The organism is Streptomyces cinerochromogenes (genome assembly GCF_014648635.1).
Taxonomy (GTDB): Bacteria; Actinomycetota; Actinomycetes; order Streptomycetales; family Streptomycetaceae; genus Streptomyces; species Streptomyces cinerochromogenes.
Window position 1 is genome coordinate 65,391 of record NZ_BMRM01000029.1, and the last position, 15,013, is coordinate 80,403.

14 protein-coding genes are annotated in these 15,013 nt (G+C 73.2%); 7 read left to right on the forward strand and 7 right to left on the reverse strand.

Translation table 11 applies throughout. The features are described from left to right. Positions 1 to 20 precede the first annotated feature (20 nt). Positions 21 to 1,142, forward strand: coding sequence for a Glu/Leu/Phe/Val dehydrogenase dimerization domain-containing protein (locus tag IEZ20_RS36620; protein WP_189306917.1), 1,122 nt, complete (start codon positions 21 to 23; stop codon positions 1,140 to 1,142). Continuing rightward, positions 1,139 to 2,806 carry an AMP-binding protein gene (locus IEZ20_RS36625; protein ID WP_189306919.1) on the forward strand — a complete coding sequence of 556 codons (1,668 nt, stop codon included), beginning with the start codon at positions 1,139 to 1,141 and terminating at the stop codon, positions 2,804 to 2,806. The genes IEZ20_RS36620 and IEZ20_RS36625 overlap by 4 nt, the downstream gene beginning before the upstream one ends. Before the next feature lie 74 nt (positions 2,807 to 2,880). Here the strand turns inward: IEZ20_RS36625 and IEZ20_RS36630 are convergent, their stop codons facing one another. The 5 genes from IEZ20_RS36630 to IEZ20_RS36650 form a co-directional block, all read right to left on the reverse strand. Next, entirely contained in the window at positions 2,881 to 3,972 is a 1,092-nt protein-coding gene (locus tag IEZ20_RS36630) for an LLM class flavin-dependent oxidoreductase (RefSeq protein WP_189306921.1), read from the reverse strand. A gap of 79 nt (positions 3,973 to 4,051) precedes the next feature. Next, positions 4,052 to 4,945: a fumarylacetoacetate (FAA) hydrolase gene (locus IEZ20_RS36635; RefSeq protein ID WP_189306923.1), complete on the reverse strand. Its 894-nt coding sequence runs from the start codon at positions 4,943 to 4,945 to the stop codon at positions 4,052 to 4,054. Positions 4,946 to 4,961: 16 nt separating this feature from the next. Continuing rightward, complete coding sequence (locus tag IEZ20_RS36640; protein ID WP_189306925.1) at positions 4,962 to 6,200, reverse strand: MFS transporter; 1,239 nt, start codon at positions 6,198 to 6,200, stop codon at positions 4,962 to 4,964. Between the two features lie 64 nt (positions 6,201 to 6,264). Then, positions 6,265 to 7,551: a pyridoxal phosphate-dependent aminotransferase gene (locus IEZ20_RS36645; RefSeq protein ID WP_229896448.1), complete on the reverse strand. Its 1,287-nt coding sequence runs from the start codon at positions 7,549 to 7,551 to the stop codon at positions 6,265 to 6,267. 4 nt (positions 7,552 to 7,555) lie between these two features. Then, a complete protein-coding gene (locus tag IEZ20_RS36650; RefSeq protein WP_189306927.1) occupies positions 7,556 to 7,741 on the reverse strand; it encodes a lysine biosynthesis protein LysW in 186 nt (61 codons plus the stop codon). 203 nt (positions 7,742 to 7,944) lie between these two features. Between IEZ20_RS36650 and IEZ20_RS36655 the strand changes: the two genes are divergently transcribed. Together IEZ20_RS36655 and IEZ20_RS36660 are read left to right on the forward strand one after the other, a co-directional pair. After that, a complete protein-coding gene (locus tag IEZ20_RS36655) occupies positions 7,945 to 8,700 on the forward strand; it encodes a maleate cis-trans isomerase family protein (protein WP_189306929.1) in 756 nt (251 codons plus the stop codon). A 74-nt stretch (positions 8,701 to 8,774) separates the two neighbouring features. After that, complete coding sequence (locus IEZ20_RS36660) at positions 8,775 to 9,533, forward strand: SDR family NAD(P)-dependent oxidoreductase (protein ID WP_189306931.1); 759 nt, start codon at positions 8,775 to 8,777, stop codon at positions 9,531 to 9,533. 147 nt (positions 9,534 to 9,680) lie between these two features. Here IEZ20_RS36660 and IEZ20_RS40520 read toward each other — a convergent pair whose 3' ends face one another. Then, a complete protein-coding gene (locus IEZ20_RS40520; protein WP_189306933.1) occupies positions 9,681 to 10,703 on the reverse strand; it encodes a helix-turn-helix transcriptional regulator in 1,023 nt (340 codons plus the stop codon). A 488-nt stretch (positions 10,704 to 11,191) separates the two neighbouring features. On the opposite strand from IEZ20_RS40520, the gene IEZ20_RS36670 reads away from it, so the two are divergent. Further along, positions 11,192 to 12,109 (forward strand): NAD(P)/FAD-dependent oxidoreductase, encoded by a 918-nt coding sequence (locus IEZ20_RS36670; protein WP_189306935.1) that lies wholly within the window; start codon positions 11,192 to 11,194, stop codon positions 12,107 to 12,109. On the opposite strand, the gene IEZ20_RS36675 is transcribed toward IEZ20_RS36670, so the two are convergent. After that, the gene (locus tag IEZ20_RS36675) at positions 12,099 to 13,445 is read right to left on the reverse strand and encodes an aminotransferase-like domain-containing protein (protein WP_189306937.1); all 1,347 of its coding nucleotides are present in this window, start codon (positions 13,443 to 13,445) and stop codon (positions 12,099 to 12,101) included. The two genes, IEZ20_RS36670 and IEZ20_RS36675, sit on opposite strands and share 11 nt — an antisense overlap. 144 nt (positions 13,446 to 13,589) lie before the next feature. Here IEZ20_RS36675 and IEZ20_RS36680 point away from each other — a divergent pair, with 144 nt between their 5' ends. Further along, positions 13,590 to 14,216 carry a hypothetical protein gene (locus tag IEZ20_RS36680; protein ID WP_189306939.1) on the forward strand — a complete coding sequence of 209 codons (627 nt, stop codon included), beginning with the start codon at positions 13,590 to 13,592 and terminating at the stop codon, positions 14,214 to 14,216. Then, complete coding sequence (locus IEZ20_RS36685) at positions 14,209 to 14,856, forward strand: LysE family translocator (RefSeq protein ID WP_189306941.1); 648 nt, start codon at positions 14,209 to 14,211, stop codon at positions 14,854 to 14,856. The genes IEZ20_RS36680 and IEZ20_RS36685 overlap by 8 nt, the downstream gene beginning before the upstream one ends. Positions 14,857 to 15,013 lie beyond the last annotated feature (157 nt).

Consider the following 15,013-nt stretch of genomic DNA (forward strand, 5'->3'; position numbering starts at 1 on the left):
CCGATGGGAGTACTCGGCACATGAGCCTCGACGACACCACCACGCGGGATCCCGCGCTCGTCGTGCACCTGAACGGCAGCGGCGGCACCCTCAGGAGCTGGGTCGTGATCGACACCCTGGTCGACGGCCTCGCGATGGGCGGCGTCCGGATGACCCCCGGGGTGACCCGGGAGGAGGTGGCCGGCCTCGCCCGCGACATGACCCAGAAGTTCACCCTCGCGGGCCTGCGCATCGGCGGCGCCAAGGGCGGCATCGTCTCCGACGGCAGCAACCGCGAGGAGACCTTCCGCACCTTCGGACGCACCGTCAAGCCGCTGCTGCACGGCGGCATCCACCTCGGCATCGACATGGGCGTCACCCCCGCCGACCGGGCCGTCTTCTTCGACGAGGCGGGCTACGACCCGCGCTACCGGCTGGGCGCCCCGGACATGCCGATCGACTGGCGCACCTACTACGAGCCGCTCATCGACGTCACCGGGCACGGCGTCGGCGTCGCCGCCGTCACCGCCCTGGAGGCGAGCGGCCGTACCGGACCCGCCCGGGTCGTGGTGCAGGGCTTCGGCGCGGTGGGCCGGGCGGTCGCCCGGTTCCTGGAGGACCGCGGCCACGTCGTCGTGGGCGTCGCGGACGCACAGGGCACCATCAGCGCCGACCGGCTGCCGGTGGCCGACCTGATCGCCGTCACCGACGAGTTCGGGCTGATCGACCGCTCCCGCCTGCCCGAGCACGTCACCCTCTCCAGCGGCCCCGACGCCTGGCTCGACGTCGACGCCGACCTGCTGGTCCTCGCCGCCCAGAAGCACGCCCTGAACGCCGGGAACGCGCACCGGCTGCGCGCCGGCCTGGTGGTCGAGGGCGCCAACCTCGCCTCCGACGCCGAGGGGCGGGAGAAGGCCCGGGCGGCCGGCGCCACCCTGGTGCCGGGCGTCATCGCCAACATCGGCGGCGCCGGCGCGGCGGCCCTCGCCGTCACCCGGGTCGTGCCCTTCGAGCTGGCGGCCGAGGCGCGCAAGGCGTGGGTCTTCGACTGGATCGGCGACCGGGTACGGGACAACACCCGGGCCCTGCTGGAGATCGCCGCCGGACGCGCCGGCGACCCGCTGCCGGAGCTGCTCGCGGTGCGACGCGGAGAACTGCGATGACGACGATCGTTCCCCCCGCACACATACCGGCGCCGGCCCCGGCGCCGGCCACGGACCGCGCGGCCGAGTACCGGTCGCGCGGCTGGTGGAGGGACGAGACGTTCCTCGACGACCTGCGGCGGCAGGCCCGGACACGGCCGCGGAAGCTGGCCGTCGCCGGGCGCCGCCTGGGCGAGGCGCGTACCGACACCCTCGACTACGCCGAACTCGCCCTCCTCACCGACCGGTTCGCCGGAGCGCTGCTCGAACTCGACGTCCGGCGGGGGGACGTCGTCGCGGTCCAGCTGCCCAACCGGTGGGAGATGGTGCCGCTGATGTACGCGTGCATGGCCGTCGGCGCCGTCATCTGTCCCATCGCGCCGGAGTGCCAGGGCGAGGAACTGCGCCACCGCCTCGAACTCACCGGGGCCCGGCTGTGCGTCACGGTCGCCGAGTGGGACGGACACCCGCTCGCCCGGAACATCGCCGCGCTCCGCGACGAACTGCCGCTGGAGCGGGTCGCCGTGGTCGGCGGCCAGGCTCCCGAGGGCACCCTCGACTTCCACGAGCGCTTCGTGGCGGTGCCCTGGGAGGACACGCACATGGGCGACCTGGAGGGCCGCGCGCTCGGCCCCGACGAGCCGTTCGTGGTGCTGTTCACCTCCGGTACGACCGGCTTCTCCAAGGGAGTCGTCCACAGCCAGAACACCGTGCACTCGGGCGTGCGCGGCTACGTGGACACCTTCCTGCTCCGCGACGACCTGGTGGCCGTCGTCACCACGCCGCTGGTGCACTACTCCGGCTTCGGCCAGGGCATCCTCGCGGGCGTGATGCTCGGCGGGACGATCGCCTTCCAGGACGGCAGGAACCACACCAGCCTGCTGGACCTGGCGGAGCGGTACCGGGCCACCCTGCTGTACGGTCCGCCGCCCACGCTCCTCGGTGTGGCGGCGGCCCAGCGCGCCGACCGGCACGACGTGGCCAGCCTCCGCTACACCGTCACCGGGGCCCAACCGGTGCTCCAGGAGCTGGTGGACGAGTTGCGCGACACGTTCGACACCGCCACGTACTCGGTGTGGGGCATGTCGGAGTTCGGCCCGATCACCATCAGCCGGCTCGACTACGACCAGGACTGGTCCGCGCACAGCCACGGCCGGGCGATCGACGCCATGGAGATCCGCATCGACCGGTGCGACGACCCCGGCCGGCGGGCCCCGGTGGGCCGGCTGCGGGTGCGCGGCGCCTCCCAGGCGCTCGGCTACTACCGCAACCAGCGCGCCTTCGACGCGGAACTGACCGCGGACGGCTGGTTCGACACCGGCGATGTGGCGCGGGAGGACGGCCGTGGCGGCATCCGCGTCCTGGGCCGGGCGAAGGACGCCGTCCTGCGGGACGGGATCGTCGTCCCGATGGCCGAGCTGGAGGCGATCCTCTGCGCCCACCCGAGGATCGCCGAGGCGACGCTGGTCGGGCCCACCGGGCGGACGGACGACCCCCTGGTGGCCTTCGTCGTGCCCCGCGGCGGGGTCCGGCCCGCGCTCCGGGAGGTCCGGGAGCACCTGCTCGACCGCGGGCAGGACCCCCGCTTCCTGCCGGACCGGCTGGAACTGGTCGAGGCCCTGCCCAAGACCCTCACCGGCAAGGTGAAGAAGGCGGAGCTCAGGCGGCGCCTCGCCGGAACCTGACCCGGCCCGCCCCGCACAGCGCGGCGGCACTGCCCTCGGGCGGTGCCGCCGTGCTCTCGCGTGGCCACGGCGTCCTACGCCGGCCAGGGGCCCGCGTGGGGAAGTCCGTAGCTGTCGGCGATCAGGGACAGCGACATGAGCCGCTCCTCCAGGCCGTGCGCGTTGGAGGCGAGCATGAGTTCGTCGGCGTCCGTGTACTTCGCCAGCGTGTCCAGCTGGTCCCGCACCGAGTCCGGTGTGCCGTGGACGGCGTTCTCCAGCCAGCCGGCGAGGATCTCCTGCTCGTTCGCGGTGAACACGTGGGACCTGGCCTCCGCGGGGGTGGGCACGAGCCCCGGGCGTCCGCTGCGGAACCGCACCGTGGTCAGGGCCCCGGTGCGCGCCTGGTCCCGGGCCTGCTCCTCGGTCTCCGCGGCGAACGCGAAGACGCCCACGACGGTGTAGGGCTCGGCCAGCGCGGGGGAGGGGCGGAACGACTGCCGGTACAGCTCCAGCGCGGGGAGGGTGTTGCGGGCGGCGAAGTGGTGCGCGAAGGCGAAGGGCAGCCCCAGCAGTCCGGCCAGCCGGGCGCTGAACCCGGAGGAGCCGAGCAGCCACACGGCGGGCCGCCCCACCGAGTCCCCCTGGACCGGGCCGGGTACCGCGTGCACGCGGCGGCGGTACGGGTGCCCTTCGGGGAAGTCGTCGTCGAGGAAGGCCATGAGTTCGGCGACGTCGGCCGGGAAGGAGTCGCCCGTCGCCGGCCCGTCGGTCCGCCGCAGTGCCCGCGCGGTCACCTGGTCGGTGCCCGGGGCGCGCCCGAGTCCCAGGTCCACCCGCCCGGGGGCCATCGCCTCCAGGGTGTGGAACTGCTCGGCGACGACCAGAGGGGCGTGGTGGGGCAGCATCACGCCCCCGGAACCCAGCCGGATCCGGTCGGTCTGCGCGGCGAGGTACGCCAGGATCACCGCGGGGCTGCTGCTGGCTATGCCGGGCATCGAGTGGTGCTCGGCGACCCAGTAGCGCCGGAAACCGCGGGCTTCGGCCAGCCGGGCGAGGAGCGCGGAGGTCCGCAGCGCCTCCCGCGGGGTGTGGCCCTCTCCGACCGCCACCAGGTCGAGAACGGACAGGCCGTAGGCCATCGTCGGTGTCCCTTCGTCGTCGCGCACGTGTGCGCGGTCCGTCATGAGAAAAGGCCCGGGCCGGGGTGTGCGGGGGAAGCGAACCCGCACACCCCGGCCCGAGCGCCTGAGGGATCCGTCCCGGCTACCTCGGGGCGGCGGCCCCGTACCGGACCTCGTTCGCCAGGACCACGCCGTGGCTGGACACGTCGATGACCATCCGGTCGCCGTTCTCGATCCGGAAGCCGTCGTGGTAGGTGGCCTTGTCCGCGCCGAGGAACAGGTAGTTGACCAGGCCGGGCCGGCGCAGCGCCGGGTACGAGAACAGGTACTCCGCCATGTCCGGGATCCGGTGGAAGAGGGAGTCGGCGCCGCACGAGAAGCCGCCCTGCCAGGCCCGGGCGCCGTCACGCTCGATGGTGACGCTGCCGGTCACCTTCTCGGGCGGGGTGCCGAGGAACAGCCACGGCGTGATCGAGGTCTCGCACAGCTTGGCGTACGGCGTCCACGCCCACGGGTTCTTCAGGTGCAGGCCGATGTCGTTCAGGTCGTTGCCGAAGGTGTAGCCGGCGTAGTGCGGGACTCCCTCCTCGTCGTTGGCGTACACCAGGACGACCTCGGGTTCCTCCAGCAGCCAGACGGGGTCGGCCGGGGTGGTGAGCGGCTCGTCGGGCATCCTCAGCCAGGAACCGAAGCCCTTGATGTAGTAGTTCGGGGCGGTGAACTCCTCGTCCGGTTCCGGGGCCCGGTCGAACTTGGAGCGGTGCGTGCCCATGAAGCCGTTGATCAGGGCGTTGTTGGAGGCGGTGGGCAGCAGCGGCGGGAGGAACCTCAGGCCGGCGCCGCCCGGTTCCACCTCGATCCGCCCGCTCTGCCCGGCCACGGCGGACAGCAGGTCCCCGGGGCCGTCGCCGGTGACGAGCGCGGCCTGCAACTGGCCGTCGGCCACCGGGTACAGGGTGAGGGGGCTGCCGGGCACCGGCAGGCCGTGGCCCGCGTACCGCCGGCCCTGGTACTCGCACTCGAAGATGATGGACATGGCTGTCAGGGTCTCCTCAGGAGTGGGCGGATGAGTGGGGGGCCGGGAACCCGTGGGTACGGGAGGCGAGCACGATCGCGAGGACCGGGACCAGGAGGACCAGCACCGTCCAGGGGAAGGCGTCCGCTCCCACGGCGTCCAGCAGGAGGCCGCCGGCGATGCCGCCGCCGGCCATCGCGACGTTCCACAGGGTGACCAGCATGGCCTGGGCCGCCTCGGCCGCCTCCCCGCCCGCCTGGCCGCCCGCGGTCTGCAGCAGGGTGGGCACCCCGCCCCAGCCGAGCCCCCACAGGGCGGCGGCGACGTAGACCAGGGCGTCGGTCCCGGAGAAGGCGCCCATGACGGCGACGGCGACGCCGACCAGCAGGGTGCTCACGATGGTCAGGGTGCGCAGGTGGCGGTGGATGCCCGCGCCGACGACCCAGATGCTGACCAGGCAGGCGACGCCGAAGACGAGCAGGACCGCGTCCGCCCGGTCGCCCATGCCGATGTCGTCGAGGAAGGTGGCGATGTAGGCGTACAGGAGGGTGTGGGCCAGGACGAAGACCAGGGTGACGGTCAGCACCGCGGCGACGCCCGGCACGCGCAGGGTGCTGCGCATGGGGATCTTGCCGCCGGCCGGCTGACCGGGGTGGTCGGGTGCGGCGGCCGTGATCCACCCGAGCAGCACCACGGTCAGGGCGGTCATCGCGAGGAAGGCGGCCTGCCAGGAGACCACCCGCCCCACGAACGTCCCGGCCGGCACGCCCAGGGACAGGGCGACGGGGATCCCGGCCATGGCGATCGCGATGGCGCGGCCCTCCTGGTGCGGGGCGACCATACGGCGGGCGTAGCCGGCCAGCAGGGCCCACGCCAGGCCGGCGGCGACACCGGCGACGAACCGGGCGGCCAGGGTGAGCGGGTAGTTCGCCGACAGGGCGGTCACGGTGTTGGCGACGGCGAAACCGGCCATGGCGGTCAGCAGCAGCCGCTTGCGGGGCCAGCCCGCGGTGGCCGCGGACAGCGGGATCGCGGTGAGCACCGTCCCCAGCGCGTAGACGGTCACCGTCTGCCCGGTGGCCGACTCGCTGGTGTGCAGGCTGGAACTCATGTCGGGCAGCAGCCCGGCGGGCAGGGTCTCGGTGAGACTGGTGATGAACACCGCGACGGCCAGCGCGAGCAGCGCGGCCATCGGCAGCTTCTGCTGCGCCGCGGGCGTCTGCCCGGGTGCGGGGACTGGGGTGGCGGTGCCGGTGGTCGGCTCGGCGCTTGTCATGGTGGGTGCCTTCGAGGTGAGGGGCGAGCCCGGCGTGGAAGGGTCCTCCCGGGGCGGGAACGGATCAGGGCCGCGCGGTGCGGGCGCCGGTGAGATCGGCCAGTGCGGCGCCGAACTGCTCCAGGTTCCGGTGGATCCAGGGCAGTTCGAGCGGGTCCGGCGCCATGAGCGCGGCGGTGCGCCGCTCGTCGTCCTCGCCGTACAGACGGCTGGTCGCGACCCGGATCCGCAACGGGTCGCCGGGCTCCCCGAACGCGCTCGCCGGGAGCACCCCGACGCCGTGCCGCTCGACCAGGAACCGGACCAGGTCCGCACCGCCGTGCACGTCGTGGATCCGGGCCAGCCGGTCCCGCAGCGGTTCGAAGTCCGGGTACAGGTAACAGGTCGCGCGGACCGGGCCGAGGAGCGCGCCCGCGTCGGTGAGCCGGCCGGCGACCGCGCGCACCACGCTCTCGTGCAGCCGTCGGCTCGCGGCGACACGTTCGGTGATCTCCGGCGGCTCGCCGAAGGCGTACGCGGCCGCGGCCTGCACCGGCGCCGGAGGGCTCGACCAGATCTGGCTGGCGACCGAGACGAGACGGCCGTGCAGCAAGCGCCCCGGCCCGCTGTCGGGGAGCCGGGCCACACCGGTGCGCCAGCCGCCGACGGCCAGGTTCTTGGTGAGCCCGGTGGTGACGACGGTGCGCTCCGGGGCGTGCCGGGCCGGGGACTCGACGGGGAGCGAGGTGTCGTAGACGAGGTCGCAGTAGATCTCGTCGGAGACGACGACGAGGTCGAGTTCCCGGGCCACGGCCGCCAGACGCCGCACCGTGTCGGGCGGGGCGACGGCCCCGGTCGGGTTGTCCGGCAGGGTCACCACCACGCACCGGGGATCCCTGCCCGCCGAGCGCGCCGCGGTGACGGCCGCGCGCAGCAGCTCCGGGTCCGGCACCCCGCCCCGGCCCGCGGCGATGGGCACGGGGACGGGACGGGCGCCCGCGAGCCGGGCCTGGGCGGCGTAGCTGACCCAGCTGGGCACCGGCACGACCACGTCCCCGCCGATGGCCAGCAGCAGCGCGAACAGCAGCGGCTTGCTGCCCGGACCGGCCACGACCAGCCCGGGATCGGTGGCGAGGCCGCGCCGCCCCCAGTACCCGGCGGCCGCGGCGCGCAGCGCCCGGCTGCCGGACACGGGGCCGTACGCGTTCTCGTCCGCGGCGGCGGCGAGCCGCCGGCGCAGTGCGGGCAGCACGGGCAGACCGATCTCCCCGCCCGCCATCGCCAGCACCTGTTCCCCGGCTCGGCGCCTGGTGTCCAGGGCCTCGTCGGCGGCCAGGGTCGCCGACATGGATACGGACGGGGCGTCGGACATGCTGTCACTGCCCCCAGTCGCGCAGCTGGACCTCGACCATCTCCAGGGTCAGCCGGCCGTCGGTGACGTCCTCCACGCGGAGGGTCAGCATGCACTCGGGGCAGGAGAGCGTCTCGCCCTGGACGACCGGCGGGACGGTCAGATCGGTCTCGCACTCGGGGCAGGCGCCGGTGAGGGTGGCGCTGGACATGGATCGACTCCGTTCGTGAGGCGGGTGACGGTCCACCACCTTCCAACGCACCGCGGGAAAGAGTAAGAGCAGCCCCGTCAATTCTCTGTAGTGGATTGTCAAGGAGTGTCAAGACGGGACGGAGTTGCAAGATTGCCCTGGTGGAATGTCAAGTCCGCCGGATTACCGCCGCCGATGCCCTGAGCAGCAACTAACGTGCCGCCATGGACATTTTCCCGCTGCCCCGCCTCGGGCTGGTCGTGCCGCCGGAAAACCCGCTGGCAGAACCGGAGTTCAACCGTCTCGTCGGCGCCGAGCTGAATGTGTACACCACGCGTTTCCCGCTGACTCCCGGAATGGGCGTGAAGGAAACGATGCTGCGGTACAACGACGTTCTCGCGGACACGCTCGGCACCTTCGGCCGTATGCGTCTGGACGCCGCCGTGGTGGCGTGCAACGCCTCGCACTATCTGCTGGGACCCGAGGGCGACCGCGCTTTCGTCGCCGAACTGTCGGAACGCTTCGGCTACCCCGTGCAGTCGACGACGCGGGCCATCCTCGCGGTGTGCGAGCACTTCGGGATATCCCGCCTGACGCTCGTCTCCCCCTACTGGGACTGGCTGACGGAGACGTCCCGTTCCTTCTGGGAGGAGGCCGGAGTCGCGGTCGACCGGGTCGTCCTCGCCCCGGCCGTGCCGGACCCGGAGGAGAAGGACCACGAGTTCGATCCGTACCGGGTGACGACCCGGACCCTCCTGGAGCGGGTACGCGCCGCCGGCCTGCCCGACGACGGGGCCGTCCTCTTCACGGGCACGGGCATGGGCACGCTGGCCGCCCTCGCCGAACTCGACCGCGAGGCCGGCCGGACCACGCTGCTGACGTCCAACCTCGCGGCGGCCTGGTGGGCGCGGCGGGCGGTGGGGGCCGCCGGCGCGGAGGTCCACCCGCTCCTGGAGCGCCTGGAACGCGGCGCGCGCTGAGGACCGGCCGAGGTCCCGGTTCCCCCCTTCCCCCCTTCCTCGATCCGCAGACCGTTTCCCAGGAGGCGCCGGCCGTGGTCACCGACAGCGCAGTACAGCAGACGTCCGATTCCCTCGTGGCCGTGGTGAGCGGCGGCGCGTCCGGTATCGGGGCGGCCGCCGCGGCCGCGCTCACCGCCCGGGGCGTGCGGGTCGCCGCCCTCGACCTGAAACCCGACGAGGTGGCCGCGCCCGCCGTCGGGATCGCCTGCGACGTCACCGACGACGCCTCCGTGCGCGGTGCCGTGGCCGAGGCCGTGGAGCGCTTCGGCCGCATCGACGTCGTCGTCAACAACGCCGGCATCGCCGCCCAGGGCACGGTCGCCGACAACGCGGACGAGGAGTGGCACCGCGTGCTGGACGTGAACGTCGTCGGCATGGTCCGCCTGGCCCGCGCCGCGCTGCCGTACCTGCGCCGCTCCCCGGCCGCCGCGATCGTCAACACCTGCTCCGTCTTCGCCTCGATGGGCGTGCCGAACCGCGTCCTGTACTCCGCCTCCAAGGGCGCCGTCCGCTCCCTGACCCTGGCGATGGCCGCCGACCACGTCCGGGAGGGCATCCGTGTCAACGCCGTGGCCCCCGGCGCCGTCGACACCCCCTGGATCCAGCGGGTGCTGGCCTTGAACGCCGACCCGGAGGCGGCGCGGGACGCGCTGAACGACCGCCATCCGCTGGGGCGTCTGGCGCGGCCCGCGGAGGTCGGCGAGGCCATCGCCTATCTGGCCGTCGACGCCTCCGGCACCACCGGCACGGTCCTCGCCGTCGACGGCGGCATCCACGACCTGCGCCTGTGAGACCGGTGCGGGAGCGCGTGGGGCGACGGGGACGGCGAAGCCCCGCCGGGTTGTCCGGCGGGGCTGCCACCCGCCCCGGCCGGGCGGCCGTGCCTCAGCGGTGCCGCCGCCCGGCCGGGGCGGTCCGGCGCCGCCGCCCGTCTCCCGTCAGGCGGAACCGACCGGCTCCTCCAGGACGAGCAGGCGGCGCTGGCAGATGAGGTAGCCGAGTTCGGCGCGGCTGCGGCTGCCCAGGGCCTCGGCGACCTTCTTGATGTGGGCGGAGACCGTACGGGAACTCATGCCCAGGCGGGCGGCGATCGCCTCGTCGGTGTGGCCGGTGACGACCATGCGGAGGACGGCGGCGCGGACCGAGTCGGTCACCAGGTCCGGGCGGTGCTGTTCGGGTGCGATGGAGACGGGTCGGGCGCGCGCCCAGGTGTGCTCGAAGACCTTGACGAGGAAGGCGACGGCGCCGGGGTGCCGGACGGCCAGTGCCGCGTTCTTGCGTTCGGGGATGCCGGGGATGAAGGCCACCGAGCGGTCACAGATGATGAGGCGCTCGAACACCTCGTCCACGGTGCGGACCTGGGCGCCTTCGGCCGTCACGCGCTCGATGTAGGCGAGGGTGGGCTGGTGGGAGCGGACGCTGTGCTGGTAGAGCGTCCGCTGGGTGACGCCGCGCTGGAGGATCGCCAGGTCGCGGGGCAGGGCCTCGGCGAGCAGGGCGGGGGAGCGGCCGCCGCCCGGCTGTGCCGTGAGCAGTTCCTCCGTGCAGGCCTCGACGACCAGCCGCAGGGACTGGCTGATCACGTCGGCGCCCCTCAGGGACTCGATGGGGACCCCGGTGTCGTGCTGGGCCCGGTGGTAGAGGCTCTGGGCGGCCACGAAGGACGAGCGCAGTGACGACAGCGTATTCTCGTGCTGTTCGATCTCTCGGACCACGGAGCGGGAGAGTTCCGCCTCGGCGACTTTCGGGGGGATCGGGACGTACAGTCCGGCGATGCCCGGAACGGGGCGCAGCAGCCGGTAAGCGATGAGGCATTCGGGAACGTCCCCCGAGATCGTCCCGTCATTGAGGGCTTCGCGGTAACGCTCCAGTCCTTGAGCGCAGAAATACACGCCCGGCGATGTTCCGTCGGCGCGCTTTCGGCCGTCGTCCTTCTCCTCGATGTCCTCTTCCTGGCACATATGTCCCACCTTCGTGTTGGCGCGTTGCGTGATCCCGACGCCTGTCCCCCTCGCTTCCCGGTCCGCACGTCAGCATCATTGATCACGTGGGGGGACGCGGTAGAGCGGGCTCTTGCCAGGACTTTCGGCCTGGCCTGGGCCGCGAATGATCATCACCGCCAGCCACGCGGGATATTGCTAAACATGGAACTACTCACACTGGCGAGGTATCGAAGATGTACCAGACTGCCCGGTACGGCCGCGTCTGCACCGCCGTTGTCGTGGGTATCGCCACGACGGACGACGACTCGGCCTGGGGCTGATTTCAGCCAATCAGACCGAATTTCGTCGAGAGGGAATTCTCTGTTCCGTCTCCGGGGGGATGTCCCGGGGTTCGGGGTGCTTTCCGTAGTTCTTTCGGTGGGATGAGCGGTTTTCCCGGAAGAGTGTCAGCAGTTCGCCTCCGAGTGGAAGTTTTCACTGTGCACGTGCCCGGGAGGGAAAGAGGTATGTCCAGCGAGCCGTACGACGTCGTGGTCGCCGGCGCGGGCACCGCCGGGATGCTCACGGCGGCCCTGGTGGCCGGCCGGGGGCACCGGGTGCTCCTGCTGGAGCGTGACCCCTGTCCGGGTGTCCTCCCGGGCGGGGTCGTACGGCAGCGGTCCACCGCGGTCAACGTCGTCATCGAGGGCGAGCGCGTGGCCGGGCTGCGCCACCTCCCGGAGGGGGCGCCGGCCCGCACCGCGCGGGCCCGCTGTGTCGTGGACGCCTCGGGCGGTGACAGCCTGCTGCGCCGTCATGTCGCCGGCGCCCGCGGCTCGTCCGGGCTGGCCGTGTACGCCTGCTTCAGGGCGGACACCGGCCGGGCGGAGGGCCCCCGGCGCTTCCCGTTCGGCAACGGCTGGTTCTGGACCGCACCGGCCGGCGACGGGCTCACCCAGGTGGGCGCCGTGGTGCGGCCGGACCTGGCGGACCGGGTGCGCGCGGATCCGGAGGGCGCGCTGTCCGGCTTCGCCGAGGCGTGTCCGCCGGTCAGGGACCTCCTGACGGGGGCCGCCCGGGCGGCCGGCGGCCCCGGCCGGGTCCGGGTGCGCCCGCACTGGTCGTACACCGACCACCGGCTGTGGCGCCGCGGGATGCTGCTCGTCGGCGACGCGGCGTGCGCGGTCGGGGCGCAGTCGCTGCCGTCCCTCGGGACGCACCTGGCGTGCCGGGGCGCCGGACTCGCCGCCCGGGCCCTCGACGGGTTCCTGCGCGGAACGGCGGACGAGGCGGAGGCCTTCGCGGAGTTCGAACGCCGCTACCGGGAGGCGTACGACAGCGTCCTGCGCGACGGCATCCTTCCGGACGAGTGCCTCCCTCACGGGGGGACGTTCCCGCCGCCCGGCCTGTCCGCCGGTGCGGCGCGGGCCGGCGTCAGTCGGTGACGAGGTCGTCCGGGGCGGACCGGGCGAGTTCGACCAGCTTGCCGAGCGCCTGCGACAGGACCTCCGGCTGCGGGGAGGCGAGGCCCAGGCGAACGGCGTTGGGTGCCTGGCTGCCGCCCACGGTGAACGCGGCGGCGGGCACCACCCCGATGCCGTGCCGCGCCGCCGCCGCGACGAACGTGTCCGCCCGCCACGGGCGGGGCAGTTGCCACCAGCAGTGATAGGAGCGCGGATGGCTCCGCACCGCGAAACCGGCGAGGTGCCGGCCCGCGATCTCCTGACGTACGGCCGCTTCCCGCTGCTTGGCGGCCACCAGCTTCTTCACGGTGCCGTCCTGCTGCCAGCGGTGGGCGGCCTCCAGCGCGAACCGCATGGGGGACCAGCCGCCCGAGCGCAGGGAGACGGCGATCTCGCTCGTCAGGGCCGGCGGTGCCACCGCGAAGCCGAGCGTCAGGCCGGGTGCGATGCGCTTGGACAGGCTGTCGATCAGCACGGTCCGCTCGGGAGCGTAGGCCGCGAGCGGCGGCAGTTCGTCGCGCAGGAACGCCCAGATGGCGTCCTCGACCGCCGGGATCCCGAGCCGCAGCAGGACCTCCGCCAGCTGTTCGACGCGCCGCTCGGGCATCGTCAGCGAGAGCGGGTTGTGCAGCCTCGGCTGGACGTAGACGGCGTGCAGCGGGGCCGCGGCGTGGGCCTCCGCGACCGCCTCCGGGACCAGGCCGTCGTCGTCCATGGCCAGCGGGACGAGGGTGATGGCGAGCCGGGCGGCCACGGCCTTGATGACCGGATAGGTCAGCTCCTCGACGCCGAGGCGCCCGCCGGGCGGCACCAGGGCGGTGATGACGGCCGAGATGGCCTGCCGTCCGTTGCCCGCGAAGAGGACCTGCGCGGGGGCGGGGCGCCAGCCGCCGCGGGCGAGGGTGTCGGCGGCGGACTCCTGGACGGCCGGCAGGCCGGACGTGCCGACCGGCAGCAGGGCGTACCCGAGGGCGTCGGGGCGCAGCAGCCCGCTGAGCCCTTCGGCGAGCAGCGCGCTCTGCTCGGGCACGGCCGGGTAGTTCAGCTCCAGGTCGACCCGGCCGGCCGCCGGCTCGGTCAGCGCGGGCAGGGCGGCACCGGACGCCGCGGGAACCGCGCGCACGAACGTGCCGCGTCCCACCTCGCCCACGGTCAGGCCGCGCCGGGCCAGCTCCTGGTACACGCGGGTGGCGGTGGAGTTGGCGATGCCCTGCTGCCGGGCGAACTCGCGCTGCGGGGGGAGGCGGTCGCCGGGCCGGAGGACGCCGGACCGGATCTCCTCGGCCACCGCGTCGGCGACGCTCTGATAGTCCTTCACGCCTCGTGCTCCCCTCGTCCGCTCCGGGCCGCCTCCATCCAACCACAGCATTGCACTCGGTGCAATGGGTCAGTTGCATTGAGCTATTGCCCTGCCTTATGCTCCGGGCATTGCCCCGAGGTCAGGAAGGGAGTCCTGGGCTCAGTGAAGACGACGACGACCCCGCCCCGGTCACCGCTCGGCCGCACTCCCGCGCCCCTGCCCGACTGCCGCCAGTGCGGCTTCCGATCCCGGCTGATCAGGCAGGACGCCATCGCCGACGCGCTGCGTGAGTACGCCGCCGCCTGGCAGGGGACGCTCCGCGACCCGGACCTCGGCGGCCGGCGCACGGGCGTCCCCGCCTGGACGCCCCTGGAATGCGGCTGCCACGTCCGGGACATGTGCCTGCTGTTCCACACCCGACTCGATGCAATCCTGGGGCAATCCGAGATTGCTCCGACGCCGGCCCCCGGTGCGATGCCCGGAGCATCGGCGGACCACCCCGAGAGCGCCCCCCACTACCGGGACGAGGAACCCCGGCACGTCGCGGAGGAGCTGGGGCGGGCCGCCGAAGCCCTGGCCCGCCGCCTGGCCCTGCTGACCACCGACGACTGGCACCGCGACGACCCGCGCCTGGGCGATCCGCGGCTCACCGTCGACTTCTTCACCCGCCATCTCCTGCACGACATCGTCCACGACCTCGCCGAGGCCGGGCACGACGCCGGCGCCGACACGGCGCACGCGGAGAACGACGGCGCAACGCACCTACGAATGAGGGGTTTTCATGGTTGAACTGAGCGGAATCCTCGGCGTCTCGGTGGTGGCACTCGGCATGGTGCTCACCCCCGGCCCCAACATGATCTATCTCGTCTCCCGCAGCATCACCCAGGGAAGGCGCGCCGGGATCATCTCCCTCGGCGGTGTGGCCCTGGGCTTCATGATGTACCTGCTCGCCGCGAACCTGGGCCTGTCGGTCGTCTTCCTCGCCGTGCCCGAGCTGTACGTCGCGGTCAAGCTGGCGGGTGCCGCCTACCTCGCCTACCTGGCCTGGAACGCCCTGAAACCGGGCGGCATCTCCGTCTTCGACCCGCAGGACGTGCCGCACGACTCGCCGCGCAAGCTGTTCACCATGGGCCTGATGACGAACCTGCTCAACCCGAAGATCGCCATCATGTACCTGTCCCTGATCCCCCAGTTCATCGACCTCGACCGGGGCCACATCCTGCTCCAGGGCATCATCCTCGGTTCGTTCCAGATCGTGGTCAGCATCGCGGTCAACCTGACCATCGTGCTCGCCGCCGGCACCATCGCCGTCTTCCTCTCCCGCCGCCCCTCCTGGCTGAAGGTGCAGCGCTACATGATGGGCACGGTCCTCGGCGCCCTCGCCGTCACCCTGGCCTTCGACACCTCGGGCCCGGCCGTCACCAGCTGACCGGCACCGGCCCACACGCCGAGGGGGGACACCGACTCCGGTGTCCCCCCTCGGCGTTGTGCGCTGTCAGGAATGATCGCGGGGCTGATCGCAGGACTGGTCGCGGGCTGCGGTGAGGTGTTCCGCGTGTTCCTGGAGGGAGCGGACGCCCACGTCG

Bases quoted from the DNA above. Each gene is read 5' to 3' on its own strand.
- IEZ20_RS36620 (WP_189306917.1), top strand. From the start codon at position 21: ATGAGCCTCGACGACACCACCACGCGGGATCCCGCGCTCGTCGTGCAC.
- IEZ20_RS36625 (WP_189306919.1), top strand. From the start codon at position 1,139: ATGACGACGATCGTTCCCCCCGCACACATACCGGCGCCGGCCCCGGCG.
- IEZ20_RS36630 (WP_189306921.1), bottom strand. From the start codon at position 3,972: ATGACGGACCGCGCACACGTGCGCGACGACGAAGGGACACCGACGATG.
- IEZ20_RS36635 (WP_189306923.1), bottom strand. From the start codon at position 4,945: ATGTCCATCATCTTCGAGTGCGAGTACCAGGGCCGGCGGTACGCGGGC.
- IEZ20_RS36640 (WP_189306925.1), bottom strand. From the start codon at position 6,200: ATGACAAGCGCCGAGCCGACCACCGGCACCGCCACCCCAGTCCCCGCA.
- IEZ20_RS36645 (WP_229896448.1), bottom strand. From the start codon at position 7,551: ATGTCCGACGCCCCGTCCGTATCCATGTCGGCGACCCTGGCCGCCGAC.
- IEZ20_RS36650 (WP_189306927.1), bottom strand. From the start codon at position 7,741: ATGTCCAGCGCCACCCTCACCGGCGCCTGCCCCGAGTGCGAGACCGAT.
- IEZ20_RS36655 (WP_189306929.1), top strand. From the start codon at position 7,945: ATGGACATTTTCCCGCTGCCCCGCCTCGGGCTGGTCGTGCCGCCGGAA.
- IEZ20_RS40520 (WP_189306933.1), bottom strand. From the start codon at position 10,703: ATGTGCCAGGAAGAGGACATCGAGGAGAAGGACGACGGCCGAAAGCGC.
- IEZ20_RS36670 (WP_189306935.1), top strand. From the start codon at position 11,192: ATGTCCAGCGAGCCGTACGACGTCGTGGTCGCCGGCGCGGGCACCGCC.
- IEZ20_RS36685 (WP_189306941.1), top strand. From the start codon at position 14,209: ATGGTTGAACTGAGCGGAATCCTCGGCGTCTCGGTGGTGGCACTCGGC.